The organism is Kluyvera sichuanensis (assembly GCF_014218705.1).
GTDB lineage: Bacteria > Pseudomonadota > Gammaproteobacteria > Enterobacterales > Enterobacteriaceae > Kluyvera > Kluyvera sichuanensis.
This window is the reverse complement of the sequence record NZ_JABBJF010000001.1, coordinates 224,555-237,959: the sequence shown is the minus strand read 5'-3', so window position 1 is coordinate 237,959 and position 13,405 is coordinate 224,555. Positions and strand designations below refer to the sequence as shown.

Here is a 13,405-nt window from a genome sequence, read left to right as displayed (position 1 = left end):
ACACTCAAATGTAGCCCGGCCTTGTCACTTAGTGGTGCAGCATCTCATCAACCACCTGTTTTTTGGTCAACTGATACGGATAATAGGTCGGCCAGTTATCCATTTCTGCCAACAGCGCGTCCTGAGACTGATTCCCCATAAAAATGTGGAAATGGCTGGACTTGCGCGGGCCAATAATATGGTCGCTGAACTGGACGAACTTCGGCGCAGCGCTGTTAGCATCCTGACATTCAAACAGATAACGCACGCCCTTCTTACCGGAGGTATAGGTCAGAATTTTGTGTCCCGCGTAGCGGTACTGGCATGAACTCACCTTGTCGCCCGAATGGAACTCCATCGTGCCGTTTTCGATGCCAATCATATTCACATCGGTGGCATAGCCTTTACGGTAATACGCTTTAATCTGGGCGAAAGTTTTGCGCTTATCTTTATCGGCTTTTTGCTGGAATACCGGGTCCAGGTCACCGGACAGCAACAAAGCGTTCACCGACTCCCACATACCCTCCCAGTCTTTCAGTTCGCGATCCTTGACGTCGCTATCGTTGAATACCCCCTCGGCGGCCTTTTGCTCCACCGCGGTTAACGGCTGTCCGTGATCGTGATGGCCATGCGCGAATGCCTGCCCTGCCATCACCAGCGCCCCCACTGCCAGCGTCACTTTACCCAGAAGTTTCATGATTATTTATCCTTAACTGATGCGAGAAAAATGAGATGTTATATTATAACAATTCATATCTCAACCACACAGACCGTCCTGATTTTCCATCGCCTACATGCGAGCGCTGGATAAATAAAATGCTGCGAGATCAACGGATTTTCAGCAGGCGCGCTAAAACGCGCGCAATATGGGCAAAAGTTCTCCAGTCGGGTGAAATCACACATTTTCCGCTTGCCACCGACCGCCGCTGCCGCTAATATTCGTCCCCGTTGCCGCAAGCAACAATGCGTCTGTAGCTCAGTTGGTTAGAGCACCACCTTGACATGGTGGGGGTCGATGGTTCGAGTCCATTCAGACGCACCATTAATGCGTTTATAGCTCAGTTGGTTAGAGCACCACCTTGACATGGTGGGGGTCGTTGGTTCGAGTCCAATTAAACGCACCATTATGCGTCTGTAGCTCAGTTGGTTAGAGCACCACCTTGACATGGTGGGGGTCGATGGTTCGAGTCCATTCAGACGCACCATTCTGCTGTAACTCTGCAATACCCCTCTAAAGCATTCATTAAAAACCATCACGCCATCGTCATTCCGTACGCGCCTATCGTGTAGCGAAATGGGAAGGTTTTCACCCTCCCAGAAGAAACGCTATTCCGCCCTTTCGATGCGGATATTACCGTGATCGAAATCCGCCGTCGGGGTATCAGGGCTCACCACCATCACGTCAATTTCTTCGCAGGAAACCACTTTATAACGGGCTACCTGGGCGATTTTTTCTGCTGTGACGGCGGTAATCACCTCATTGCTCTGCGCGATAACCTGCTTCTTAAAACAGGCATCTTCATAATAGACCGCGCTCAACCCCGCCTGCAGATCCAGGCCACAGACGCCGACAAACGCCTGATCAAAAACCATCTCCCGCACCTGATTCACCGTGTCTGAGCTGAGCGTGCTCCCCGTTTTCGGATTCACTTTGCCGCCCAAAAGAATCAGTTCACCGTGGGTTCTGGCGCCTAATGCCGCGGCAATTTGCGGGCAGTTGGTGACAATCGTCAGCTCCATATCCTCAGGGATAAACGCCGCCATCGCCAGGTAGGTCGAGCCGGAATCAATAAAAACGCAGGATTCTGGCTTCAGCAGCTCGGCGCATTTGCGCCCCACCAGCGACTTCTCAGAGACGTTTTGTTCAATGCGCGAGGCGAGAGAACTGGAGGCAATCAGCTGACTGACGGCACCGCCGTAGACTTTCTTGCACAGCCCCTGACGCGCCAGTTCCTGCAGGTCACGGCGGATCGTATGTTCTGAGACCCCAAGCTGTCGCGCCACATCGGCCCCAATCACCCGGCCGGTTCTCACCAGCAGTTGGTGAATAAACGCCTGTCGCTGATCGGGTAAAGCATCATAATCAATCAAGGCAATCTCCCACAAACGATCAATATATTGCACAATCTATCACAATGTATCATAGTGGCGCTATCTGTTAGCCCACTGTTGCCGTCAGGCAGGACTCTCCCGACATCATGGAGCATCGTGTGTGCATCACCTTACCTCAGGGTCTGAGCGCTCATCTACAGCAGCTTGAGCAGCGGACCCACGCCTGGTTTAGCGCTCAGCCGGTCGCTTGCGCGGAAGATCTGTTCCTTAAGTATTACGCCGAATCCCGTCGCGGCAGTCTGAAACCGCTGTACGCCGCGCTCATTCAGCATGCCAGTGACCAGCAAATCGCCATTCAACCAGCCATTACCGACTGCCTGACCCGCGCGGCCTCAGCGACCTTTCCTGCGCCAGGGCGCGCCGTACGTCTGGTTCTTGGGATGCTGACCTACTGGCTTTCGCAGTACCACAGCGGGCAACACCGCGAGCTTCCCGAGCCCCGTGAAGCGCGCGATATCATCGCCGGGATCTTACAAGATACGGTAATCTCCGTCGGCTAAACGTCGGCCGACATTTTCCGGGCAATAGCGTGACGTTTATTCATAGCCATCATGCTCGATTGTGATGGATTCACACCAGGAGTTAACATGAGCAATCACCGTATCGGCGAAATTATCCTTGATGAAGCAGCGATTGCGACAGGCGTTCGCAACGTAGCAGCGCAGTTAAACCGCGATTTTCGCGATGCCGTGTTCATTACCGTGGTGCCCGGCGGGATCCTCTTCACCGCCGACCTGACCCGGCAGTTAGATTTTGATATCAGCATGGATTATATCTCCTGCCCCCATACGCCGGGCGATCGCCATAACGGCTCGACCATCGTCTATCACCAGAATATAGATATCACCAACCGGCACGTCATCGTGATTGACGACGCGATTGAATCCGGCGGCACCATGAAACGTCTGGTTGCGCACCTGGCGGAAAACTATCGCCCCGCCTCTGTGTCGGTCGCGGTACTGTTCGTGAAGCCGGGTCGCGTGGAAATCCCGGTAAAACAGTACTATGCGTGGGAGATGGAGAATGACGATCTGCTGGTGGGCTATGGCATGCCGTGGGAAAACAAATACCGTAATCGGCCCAATGTGGCTCGGCTGATAAAATAATTCATTTTTTGTGCATCCGTTTCCTTTCTTCATTCGTATTAACAGATGAGGGCACATCAACCCTTCCTAAAACAACCAATGAGGGAAGTGAAAATGAAACAATTTCTTAAAACGATGCTTTTTTCTACCCTGATCGTCAACGGTGCTGCTCAGGCAGCGATGATGGACAACAGCACGGTGATGGTCGGCGGTGCTGCCATGTACCCTTCTAAAAATATCGTGCAGAATGCCGTGAACTCCAAAGATCACACCACGCTGGTCGCGGCAGTCAAAGCCGCAGGGCTGGTGCCAACGCTGGAAGGCACGGGGCCGTTTACCGTATTTGCCCCAACCAATACGGCGTTTGAAAAACTGCCAGCAGGTACCGTCGACTCGCTGCTTAAACCCGAAAACAAACAAAAACTCACCAGCGTGCTCACCTATCATGTGGTTTCAGGGAAGCTCGATATGAAAGCGCTGGAGAAAAAAATTAAAGCCGGCGGCGGGAAGGCTGAGCTGAAAACCGTTAACGGTGAATCGTTGTGGGTGATGGCAAACGGGCCGCACAATATTCAGATTAAAGACGTGCGCGGCAATATCGCTAATATCACCACTTATGATGTCAATCAGAGTAACGGTGTGATCGACGTTATCGATACTGTGCTGATGCCGTAAAGCATTGCCTATACTGTGTGCAGCCACTCTTGGTGTGGCTGCACCTTTAAGGGAATCCGATGACAGCTAATGCGCCTCATATTCATGCCGGATTAATGAACCAGATAGCCTGCGGCGATAAAGATGCCCTGGCGCAGCTCTACCACCTCCTCTCTCCCAAGCTGCTAGGCATCATTCTGCGCATGGTCAGACGTCGTGACTGGGCCGAAGAGATCCTCCACGATACCTTTATTCAAATCTGGCAATCGGCCATCTATTACGACGAGCAGCGCAGCGAACCGCAAATCTGGCTCTGCCATATCGCCAGGAATCGCGCGATTGATTATTTGCGCAAGCATGAACATCGCTGTTGTTCGGTTGAGGAGATAAGCGAGGCCGAAGACAGCTTCCAGGCGCCACCGCCCGGCGATGACGTGCATCAGGAGGCGCGTCGGCTTCATCACTGCATGGACCATTTACCCGCCGAGCAACGCCAAAGTATCGCGCTGGCCTATTATCGCGGCCTGTCGCAAACCGAGATTGCTCTGTCGATGAACCAGCCGGAAGGCACGGTGAAAAGCTGGATCCGCCGCGCGTTGACGCACCTCAGGGAGTGTATTGGCCTATGAGCACGGAAGAGAAAGAAACACTGTCAGCCGCCACCTACGTGCTGGGGTTAATCGACCCGCTGAAGCGACGGCAGCTAGATAAACGTCTGGATGAAGACGCCGATTTTGCCGCCGAAGTCACGCGCTGGCAGAAGGCGTTTAGCGCTATTGACGTCACCAGCCGCGAGGTTGCGCCTTCGCCTGGGCTTTGGCAGCTCATCGCGCGCGATCTGGTGCCACCTCAGACCACTCACGCCGCGTCAACGGTGCGAAACCGTTCTCTGTTCTGGCTAGGCTGGGCGCTTGCCGCGGCGCTGGGCGGCGTTGTTATCTTCACTCAGGTGATAAAACCAGACGCTGCGCCTGCCCTGCAGACCATTGCTATTCTTAACGACAAGCAGTCCGAACGGCAGTTCGTGGTGATGCTGGATAAATCGGTTTCCACGCTTCAGGTCTCGGCGCTGGATGTCACCTTGCCGCACGACAAAACGCTACAACTGTGGATGATAAAAGGCAGCGCACCACCGCGCTCACTCGGGCTTATCACCCAGCGTGACGGTAATACCTTCAAGCTCCCCGCCGAGGCGCTGGATAATCAAACCGTACTGGCCATCAGCCTGGAACCGCCAGGTGGCTCTCCGCTGCCTGGACCATCCGGCCCGGTGGTGTATCAGGGCAGCGTCAGAGCGCTGTAGCGCAAGAACGCGCGTGGCAACGCGGTGTTGCCACGCGCGGTTTAGTGGGTCTCATCGAACTGCAGCAAGCGCCCGGTGTTGAGCAGCACCAGCAGCGTGCTGAGATTATGCAGCACCGCCGCAATCAGCGCACCAGCCGAACCCAGCAATCCCATCGCCGCCGCGGCGACGATAAGAATTGTCCAGCCTAGCCCAATAAAGACGTTGACCTGCAGCGTCGCACGGCATTTACGACTCAGGCGGATAGCGCTCGGCAAGCGGCGCAAATCACCGCCCGCCAGCACTACGTCCGCCGACGCCAGCGCGATATCCGCACCGCTGCCGCCCATCGCGATGCCCACCGCACCCGCTTTTAATGCCAGCGCATCGTTGATGCCATCGCCAACGACCATTGGCCGCCAGCCGTCATCCACCATCTCCTGCACCTGACGCAATTTTTCCGCCGGTAGCGCTTCAGCGGCCAATTCATTAATGCCCGCTTGCTGTGCCACGCGCTCGGCAACCGCCAGCCGATCGCCGGTCAGCAGCTGTACACGGTTAACGCCCAGCGATTGCAGTTCAGCCATCACCGCAGGCGCTTCCGGGCGTAGAGTATCTTCCAGCAGGAACCAGCCGAGGAAAACGCCATCGAGCGCCAACCCGACTACCGGGCCTTCATGCTCAGGTAATGGCGATACCGGCACGTGATGCCGGGTAAACAGCGCCTGCCGTCCGAGTAGCGCAACGCCGTCATCGGTGGTCGCCGTAATACCGACGCCCTGAATCTCTTCGACCTCACGCAACCCGATGTTACCCGGCGCGGCCACGGTCTCCGCCAGCACCCGGCTCACCGGGTGGTTACTGGTGGCACCCAGCGCAGCCGCCAGTTCAAGTACTCGTTCACGTGGGAGATCCGTCGCTAACACAGCTTCCACAAAGCTCAAACGCCCCTGGGTCAACGTTCCGGTTTTATCGACGATCAGCGCATCGACATCCGCCAGTTCCTCAAGAAAAGCTGCATTACGAATCAGAATGCCGTGCCGCGCCGCGACGGCAATACCCGCCATCGCGGTGGCCGGAGCCGAAAGCACCAGTGCGCAAGGACACGCCGCGACCAGCACCGCCAGCATGGCCTGGCTGTTGTAGGTTAAAAACCAGGTGGTCGCCGCAATCAGCAGCACCAGAATAAGGTAGTGGCCCGCGTAGCGCTCGAGCATACGGGTGATTGGCGGTTTTGCCTGTTCGGCATCCTTCATCAGCGCGATCACTTTGCCAAGCGTCGACTGGTCGCCGGTATGACTGACTTCAACGCGCAGCAGGCCGTTCAGGTTGATGCTACCCGCAAAAACGTTCATGCCAGTTGTCGCTTCAACCGGTACAGACTCACCGGTAATGTGCGCCACATCAAGACTGGCCTGGCCGGAAAGAATTCGCCCATCGGCGGGAACCCGGTCGCCCGGCCGCACCTCGACCATATCTCCGGCTTGCAGATGCTGGCTGTCAACGGACTCCAGTTCACCGTTGGCGCGCACGCGTCGTGCCTGGCTGAGCGTCAGCTTGCTCAGCCCGGCGATCGCCTGACGGGTCCCCATCACGCTACGCTCTTCGAGGATATGGCCAAAAATCATGATCACCGGCAGCAGCGCGGCGGTCATTAAATCCCCCAGCGCCCAGGCACCGAGCATGGCCAGCACCACCAGCAGGTCGGTCACGCCGTGCAGGTCCGGGTGCAGCAGGCTGTGCCACGCGGCGCGAAATACCGGTACCGCCACCAGCAACCAGGCGACACCCGCAAGAATATCGCTAATGCCGGGCTGATCCGGGGCGATGCCCCGCCAGAGCAGGCTCAGCAACAGCAGGCCGATGGTAACCATGGTTAGCGTCAACTGGCGCTGCATACGCCGCTGTTCGGCGGGCGTTTGTAGATTGCCGCTAAAGTGAATATGGCCGTGGCTACACTGATGGCTCATGGTTTTGTCTCGCTATTGGTTGGCGCAGCCGGCTGCGACGGCAAGCCTTGCAGGATAAGACGGCTGTCGTCACCCGGTGCGACGGTAATCACCTGCCCCGCCTGCGCCAGAATATGAGCCACTTTGTCACGCCAGACGCGCTGGAGCAGCCCGCCATCGGTGCCGTCATGACGTGCCTGAGCCAGCTGGACAATGGTGCGGGTGTCCACGTTGGCCTGCGCCACAATTTCCTGGCCACGTGCCTGCGCCTGGCCCAGCGTGCGGTCGGCCTGCTGCTGCGCCTGTTGGGTACGCAGCGCCGCCGCCGTGCGGGCGCTGGCCACCGCTTGCTCCGCTTGCTGTCCGGCAGCCAGCACGGCGTTAAACGCCGCCACGGCGTTCTCCGGCAATGAAGAGGTGATATCCACACGCTCAATACGAATGCCCGGATCGTTGCCTCCGGCGGCCAACCGCGTCAGGCTTTGCGCCATCGCCTGCTTAAAATCACTGCGCAGCTGAATACGCTGCTGCGCCGCACGACTGTCGTTTTGCAGCGTTTCAGGGCGGGTCACCAGAATCGAGTCCAGATCGCGGCCCACGCACACCACCGCCGCCGCGCGTTCTGCCAGACGGTCAATCAAGGGTTCAATATGCGTGCGCTGCAGCGCAAACTGCACCGGGTCGTCGACCCGCCAGAACACCCGCACGTTAAGCTGCACCACGCCCGCATCGCCGGTCAGCAAGTATCCCGCACCAGCGCCGGCGTCGTTATCGCGGTCCCAGCTGTTAATCTGGCTTAGCTGCTGCTCCCGCTGCAACGCCCTAACGTCGCGTTCAAGAATGCGCTCCGAGCCCGGCACCCGCTCAACCCGTTCAATCGGGTACGGCCAGGCAAACAGCAGCCCTGCACCTTCCACTCGCACCGGTTTACCGAAGCGGTAGACCACCGCCCGGCTGTCCGGGGCTATCTGGTAGATGCTGGAAAACAGCCACGCTCAGGCGGCGATAATCGCCGCCGCGTAGAGCGCAAAAAAGGCCAGGCGGTACGACTGCCCCCACGGCGTGGATATCTGCGCATCACGCATCATGGTTTCGCCGTCTCTTTGAGATCATCCGGCCCCTGCACCAGCGCCCGGAACGGCTCTGCATCGGTGCGCAGCACCATACGGGTATTACCATTGACGATGGTGCTCAGCGTATCCAGCGAGCGCAGCAAGTTATACAGCTGCGGGTCGCTGGCCCAGGCTTTGCCGTAAATCGTTGCCGCATCGCGCTGGGCGTTCGCCACAATCGTCGCCGCCTTGACGGAAGCATCGGCCTCCACAATGCGCCCATCACGATCGGCCTGGGAATGAATCTCCGCCGCCAGACGTTTACCTTCCGCCGTACGCTCCGCCGCGATGGTTTCACGCTCGGCGCGCATACGGTCAACGGTGGCATTGAGGGTCACCGCCGGTAGCGTCAGTCGTTCAATGCCGGTCTGAATAACTTCAATACCGTAGCTATTGAGCAACTGTGCTTTTAGCTGCGACTGAAGCGCCTGCTCCAGCTGGGCGATTTTCACCTTGCTGCTGTCGACGTTGACGATATCCGCCAGCGCATAGTTACTGGTGGTGGTTTCCAGCGCCGAGCCGATAAAGGTACGAATCTGGCGCGCCGCTTCATCCGGCTGGTTCTGTACCGCGCGGATAAAACGCAGCACGTTGCCGTCGTCCGGTTTCACCTTCCAGATAACCCACGCCTGCACCAGCACCCGCAGGCCGTCACGTGTCCCCACATCCTGCAAACCGCTGGAGGTAGAACGCACGCGCAGGTCAACGTTGATTGGCGTTTCAAACGGCGCCGGTAAACGCCACGCCAGCCCCGGTGAAAGCAGCACGCGCTCCGGGTTGCCAAAACGGGTCACCACCGTCGCGCTGCCCGCGCTGACGTTAAGCAGACAGGCCGTTAGCACCGCCAGCGTCAGTAAAAAGGCCGCAATACCGAGCCGCAGCGCCCGCTTATTACGCAGCGGCGTGGGAGAGACGGTCTGACGCACGCCCACTTTTTCCGTACGTTGCGGAGGAACGATTGAATGGATCTTCATGGTTTGCTGGCCTTCTGTGGTGCAGTGCTATCGGAGAGCGCAGGATACTGGCGCATATCCAGAACGGGTTCATTGGTGCCCTGAAGATGACTATCCAGGATGAGAAGCGGCGTATGGGCCAGCGTCTGGCTCAGAATGTGGTAACGGCGCTCAAGAATAAAGGCCTGACCGGCCTGCTGCCAGGCCTGGCTGTCGGCGGCAAACTGCGCCGCGGCGGCCTGGGCGCGGGAGAGATTTTCCGCCGCAAACGCCTGCGCGTCGTTCTCGCGGGTTTCGGCGTTTTGTCGCGCTCCGTTGGTCACCGTCGCGGCATAGCCCCGCTCGCGTGCCACCCGTGCGCTGGCAGCAATTTGCGCAGCCTGCACGCCGTGATAGGCGTCGGCGGCCCCGGCTGGCGGATGGATGGCTTCGATACGGGTAGAGAGCAGCTCAACGCCGGTATCCAGCGCGGTTAAGCGCTGCTGGATTTGCTGATTGAGCGTCGTCGATAGGCTGGCGCGCTGCTCGTTGAGCAGTTCATCGAGCTGTTTGCTGGCAAACTGCGCCACCAGCACCTGACGGGCAATACTGCGGATCAGCACCGGCAAATCTTCCGCCTGATACTGGCTGTTGAGGGCATCTTCATTGTTCAGCCCGACGCGCCAGATAAGGCGGATATCCATGTTCACTATCTGGAAACTCTGCTTATCGGCGGCCTGGCTGGCAATCACCTGCGACTGGTCGGTCAGATGGCTGCTGTCCCACAAACGCCAGCTATTCTGCGGCGCCGGGCCTTCTGCGCTGTCCGGCACGTCGTTACGCGCCTTCTGCTCCGGCTCATCGCTCAGGCGCAGCTCATGCACCGCGCCGAACTCCACGGCGCGAACCCGGCCAAACGGCCAGGGCAGACCGGCGTGCAGCCCCGGCGAGAGCACCGCCATCGGGCGACCAAAGCGCTCATAAATGCCCCGCTGATGCAGCGGCACCTGCGTCAATCCGCTCAGCAACCAGCCAAGCACCGCCAGCCCACAAACCACCGGGACGATGGTTTTGCCCATCAGACGAAATGCCTGAACCTGGCGTAGATCGATGCCAAAGCGTTGTTCCAGCGTGTCGAGAACGAAAGCCAGCGGGCGTAGCGGCCAGCGATACTAAGCGGCAAGCAGGCTACGGGTCAGGAAACGGGGATCGGTGTCCTGCGGCAACGGCGTGGCCATCACCATCAGCACGCGCAGGAAATATTCCAATGCCACCAGCAGCACCAGCAGGCAGCCCAGTTTGATAAGCCACAGCGTCAGCATCGGCGAGTAGGTGACCAGCAGTAGCGACCCGGACAGCAGGAGCAACAGGCTCAGCATGACGCGCGTCAGCCCGACATATTCCTGCTGGTAGCGCCAGTGGCGGATGGTCTTAAAACCAATGGTGCGTTCGATAACCAGCAGGCCGAAACTGATGACCAGTAGAATGCCGGGGATGACCCGGCTTATCGCCGTGTCGGCTTCACTGGCGGGGCTGCGGTCCGCGAGGCCGGAAACGGCGAAAAAGATCGCCAGCAGCGACAGCACCGCGGTCAGCGCCAGGTGGTTTTGGAAATAGTTAAGCCAGCTCTGTATGGCAGGAGGGAGTAACTGACGCGGCCTCGCTGGGGGGGCTTCATCGCTTTGCGCCGCAGGGGCTGGGCTCTCATAGCGTATGGCGTTATCAACAAACGCCAGCGCCACCAGCACGATAGCCAGCAGCAGTCGGAACGTGGGTAGCCAGAGGCCGGTTCCTGCGATTAACAGCAGGAACGCGTAAATCAGGCCGACCAGCAGCAGTACGCCGTAGAGGGAAAATCTAGCAATGGTAAGACGCAAAAACAGGCGCGGATGCGGCGCCTTATTCTGCAATAGCGGTGGTAATGACACCCTGATGCTCCCAATGGTTTCGCCTACCCGGCTGCAACACATCTGGTAATAGCAGGAATGGCAAACGGATGCGGATTTTGGCGTTACGATATAACATCATTATCATATACAAAACAGAATATAATAAGCCGCCGCAACCATTTTCGTATCAATATGTAACCGGATATTCCGTAGGCTTATTCCTGCGCCAACGTGCGGTGCTCTCCGCCTTTGCCTTTCATTACCATCACAAAGCACAGCAGCGTAAAGGCCATCATGATCCAGGCCATCGCCCATGGCGTGCCGTCGCTAAACACCGACAGCAGCAGCGATGAGACGATCCCGCTGCCGTACTGCAACGAGCCTATCAGCGCCGAGGCCGAACCCGCCAGATTCGATGGCACCGTATCCAGCGCGGCGGCGGTGGAAGCTGCGGCGACAATGCCGTTCATCGAGAAGAAAATAAAGATGGTCAGCACCATCGCCACCATACCGCCAATATGCGTTTTCACCGACAACGCCAGCAGTACGGTCGCCAGCGCGGCCACAAAGGCGGCTACCCGCAACAGCGTATGCAGCGGGTGGCGCTGCACTAAGCGGCGGTTAACGGAGCTTAGCGCCATCACGCCGATAATATTGACTGCAAACAGCCAACCATAGTGCTGCGGGTCAACGTGGTAATAGCTGATATAGACAAACGGCGAACCAGCGATAAAGGCGTAGGCCGCCACGTAGAAAAAGCTTACGCACAGGGTGTAACGCATAAACTCGCGGTTTTTCACCAGCGAAGCATAGTTGCCAAACGCGCTGCTGATGGGCGTGGTCAGCCGTTTTTCACCCGGCAGCGTTTCCGGTAGCCACCACAGCGCGATAAACATCGCCGCCCCCATTACCACCAGCAGCCAGAACACCGCGCGCCAGGAAGCGATCGTCACAATCTGCCCACCGAGCAGCGGCCCCACCACTGGCGCAATGGCGCTGATAATCACCAGCGTCGAGAGCATCTGCGCCGCGCGGGTGCGGGCATAGAGGTCGCGAATCATTGCGCGCGCCAGCATCGGGCCGGTACAGGCGCCGAACGCCTGAAACACACGCCAGAACACAATCTGCGGCATGTCGCTCGACAGCGCGCAACCGGCAGAACCAATCACAAACAGAACCATACCAATAAACAGCGGGATACGACGGCCAACGCGGTCGCTAATCGGCCCCCAGATAAGCTGGGCAAACGAGAAGCCAATCAGGAAGCCGGTAATGGTCAGTTCGACGTTTCCCTGCAGTTCGGCAGCCATCATCGGCATGGCGGGCAGGTAGATATCGGTTGAAAGCGAGGTAAATGCCATCAGCGCACCGAGAATCAAAATAAAGAAGATCCCGGAGGTGGCGGCGCGTTTATTCGGCGTGGAGTGATCGGTTCTGCTCATAATGTCCTGACAAAAAAGAAGAAACCGGCAGACGCGTGCTGCCGGTGAAGGGGTTACTCGCCAGCGGGGAAATCGGTCGATGCCGCCAGCGCTTGCTGCGTTTCAAAATCGGCAGCGCGAGCCCGCAGCGTCGATATGGTGCTTTGCAGCGCCTGCGAACCCAGTACCATCCGCAGCGGGGCCGGATTGACCTCCACGCTTTCAATAATGCGTGCCGCCATCCGCGCCGGGTCGCCCGGTGCCTGACCGTTCGCCGGGTCGAGCATCTTAAGGAAGCTATGCGCCGGTGTCGCATCGTATTCCTGCATCAGCGTCGCAACCTGCGCGCTGCCGTAGCGGAACTCAGTACGTGCACCGCCGGGCTCGACGATGGTCATTCCGATACCAAACGGCGCCACTTCTTGCGCCACGGCTTCGACGAAACCTTCAATGCCCCATTTGGTGGCGTGATACATCGAATTTCCGGCGAAGGCCACCTGGCCGCCGTAGGAGGAGATCTGAATCACTCGGCCACCGCCCTGCGCACGCAGATGCGGCAGCGCGCTGCGGATAAGCTGGATAGAACCCAGCAGGTTGGTATCAATCATCTGCTGCACCTGCGCGTCGCTCAACTCTTCCGCCGCGCCAAACAGGCCGTACCCGGCGTTAGCAATCACCACATCAATGCGGCCAAAGCGCGCCCAGGACTCATCAACCACCTGACGCACCGCCGCGCCGTCAGTGACATCCAGCAGCGGCGCGCTGAAGGTCTCCGGCCACGCGGCCAGCAGGTCTTCCACCTTCGCCGTGCTGCGCACCGTGCCAATCACGCGTTCACCGCGCGCCAGCAGTTGCTGCGCCATTTCACGACCAAAACCGCTGCTTACGCCTGTAATAAGCCATGTCCGCTGAACCATAAATCCCCCTGCTAACCGTTGATATTTGCGCCGTCAGGCGTTGTCGCCCCGCGTTTCGATGCCGTGATTATCC

The 13,405-nt window shown here is 58.4% G+C and carries 14 protein-coding genes and 3 tRNA genes; 8 read left to right on the top strand and 9 right to left on the bottom strand.

All coding sequences use genetic code 11. The features are described 5' to 3' along the window. Nucleotides 1–28 precede the first annotated feature (28 nt). Nucleotides 29–676, bottom strand: a complete 648-nt coding sequence (gene zinT, locus HII27_RS01155) for a metal-binding protein ZinT (protein WP_185666137.1) — start codon at nt 674–676, stop codon at nt 29–31. A 268-nt stretch (nt 677–944) separates the two neighbouring features. Here zinT and HII27_RS01150 point away from each other — a divergent pair. The 3 genes from HII27_RS01150 to HII27_RS01140 all read left to right on the top strand — a co-directional run bounded on the left by HII27_RS01150 (nt 945) and on the right by HII27_RS01140 (nt 1,184). Continuing rightward, a tRNA-Val gene (locus HII27_RS01150) sits at nt 945–1,021 on the top strand. Between the two features lie 5 nt (nt 1,022–1,026). Then, nucleotides 1,027–1,103 (top strand) — tRNA-Val (locus tag HII27_RS01145). A 4-nt stretch (nt 1,104–1,107) separates the two neighbouring features. Further along, nucleotides 1,108–1,184 (top strand) — tRNA-Val (locus HII27_RS01140). 121 nt (nt 1,185–1,305) lie between these two features. Here the strand turns inward: HII27_RS01140 and HII27_RS01135 are convergent. After that, entirely contained in the window at nt 1,306–2,103 is a 798-nt protein-coding gene (locus HII27_RS01135; protein WP_317983828.1) for a DeoR/GlpR family DNA-binding transcription regulator, read from the bottom strand. A 74-nt stretch (nt 2,104–2,177) separates the two neighbouring features. On the opposite strand from HII27_RS01135, the gene HII27_RS01130 reads away from it, so the two are divergent. The 5 genes from HII27_RS01130 (at nt 2,178) to HII27_RS01110 (ending at nt 5,133) form a co-directional block, all read left to right on the top strand. Then, a complete protein-coding gene (locus HII27_RS01130) occupies nt 2,178–2,591 on the top strand; it encodes a hypothetical protein (protein WP_185666136.1) in 414 nt (137 codons plus the stop codon). A gap of 87 nt (nt 2,592–2,678) precedes the next feature. Further along, nucleotides 2,679–3,197, top strand: coding sequence for a phosphoribosyltransferase (locus HII27_RS01125; protein WP_185666135.1), 519 nt, complete (start codon nt 2,679–2,681; stop codon nt 3,195–3,197). Nucleotides 3,198–3,290: 93 nt separating this feature from the next. Further along, a complete protein-coding gene (locus HII27_RS01120; RefSeq protein ID WP_185666134.1) occupies nt 3,291–3,851 on the top strand; it encodes a fasciclin domain-containing protein in 561 nt (186 codons plus the stop codon). A 59-nt stretch (nt 3,852–3,910) separates the two neighbouring features. Continuing rightward, complete coding sequence (locus HII27_RS01115) at nt 3,911–4,459, top strand: RNA polymerase sigma factor (RefSeq protein ID WP_185666133.1); 549 nt, start codon at nt 3,911–3,913, stop codon at nt 4,457–4,459. Then, entirely contained in the window at nt 4,456–5,133 is a 678-nt protein-coding gene (locus tag HII27_RS01110) for an anti-sigma factor (RefSeq protein WP_185666132.1), read from the top strand. Before HII27_RS01115 ends, HII27_RS01110 begins: the two co-directional genes overlap by 4 nt. A 41-nt stretch (nt 5,134–5,174) precedes the next feature. On the opposite strand, the gene HII27_RS01105 is transcribed toward HII27_RS01110, so the two are convergent. From HII27_RS01105 to HII27_RS01075, 7 genes are all read right to left on the bottom strand, one after another. Continuing rightward, the gene (locus tag HII27_RS01105; protein WP_185666131.1) at nt 5,175–7,082 is read right to left on the bottom strand and encodes a heavy metal translocating P-type ATPase; all 1,908 of its coding nucleotides are present in this window, start codon (nt 7,080–7,082) and stop codon (nt 5,175–5,177) included. Further along, nucleotides 7,079–8,029, bottom strand: coding sequence for an SPFH domain-containing protein (locus tag HII27_RS01100; protein WP_317983830.1), 951 nt, complete (start codon nt 8,027–8,029; stop codon nt 7,079–7,081). Before HII27_RS01100 ends, HII27_RS01105 begins: the two co-directional genes overlap by 4 nt. Nucleotides 8,030–8,145: 116 nt before the next feature. After that, nucleotides 8,146–9,147, bottom strand: coding sequence for a protease modulator HflC (hflC, locus tag HII27_RS01095; RefSeq protein ID WP_185666130.1), 1,002 nt, complete (start codon nt 9,145–9,147; stop codon nt 8,146–8,148). Beyond that, nucleotides 9,144–10,184 (bottom strand): protease modulator HflK, encoded by a 1,041-nt coding sequence (hflK, locus tag HII27_RS01090; protein WP_185666129.1) that lies wholly within the window; start codon nt 10,182–10,184, stop codon nt 9,144–9,146. Before hflK ends, hflC begins: the two co-directional genes overlap by 4 nt. Nucleotides 10,185–10,277: 93 nt before the next feature. Continuing rightward, nucleotides 10,278–11,033 (bottom strand): hypothetical protein, encoded by a 756-nt coding sequence (locus tag HII27_RS01085; RefSeq protein ID WP_185666128.1) that lies wholly within the window; start codon nt 11,031–11,033, stop codon nt 10,278–10,280. A gap of 176 nt (nt 11,034–11,209) precedes the next feature. After that, the gene (locus HII27_RS01080) at nt 11,210–12,436 is read right to left on the bottom strand and encodes a multidrug effflux MFS transporter (RefSeq protein WP_185666127.1); all 1,227 of its coding nucleotides are present in this window, start codon (nt 12,434–12,436) and stop codon (nt 11,210–11,212) included. A gap of 53 nt (nt 12,437–12,489) precedes the next feature. Then, nucleotides 12,490–13,332: an SDR family oxidoreductase gene (locus HII27_RS01075; RefSeq protein ID WP_185666126.1), complete on the bottom strand. Its 843-nt coding sequence runs from the start codon at nt 13,330–13,332 to the stop codon at nt 12,490–12,492. Nucleotides 13,333–13,405: the final 73 nt, after the last annotated feature.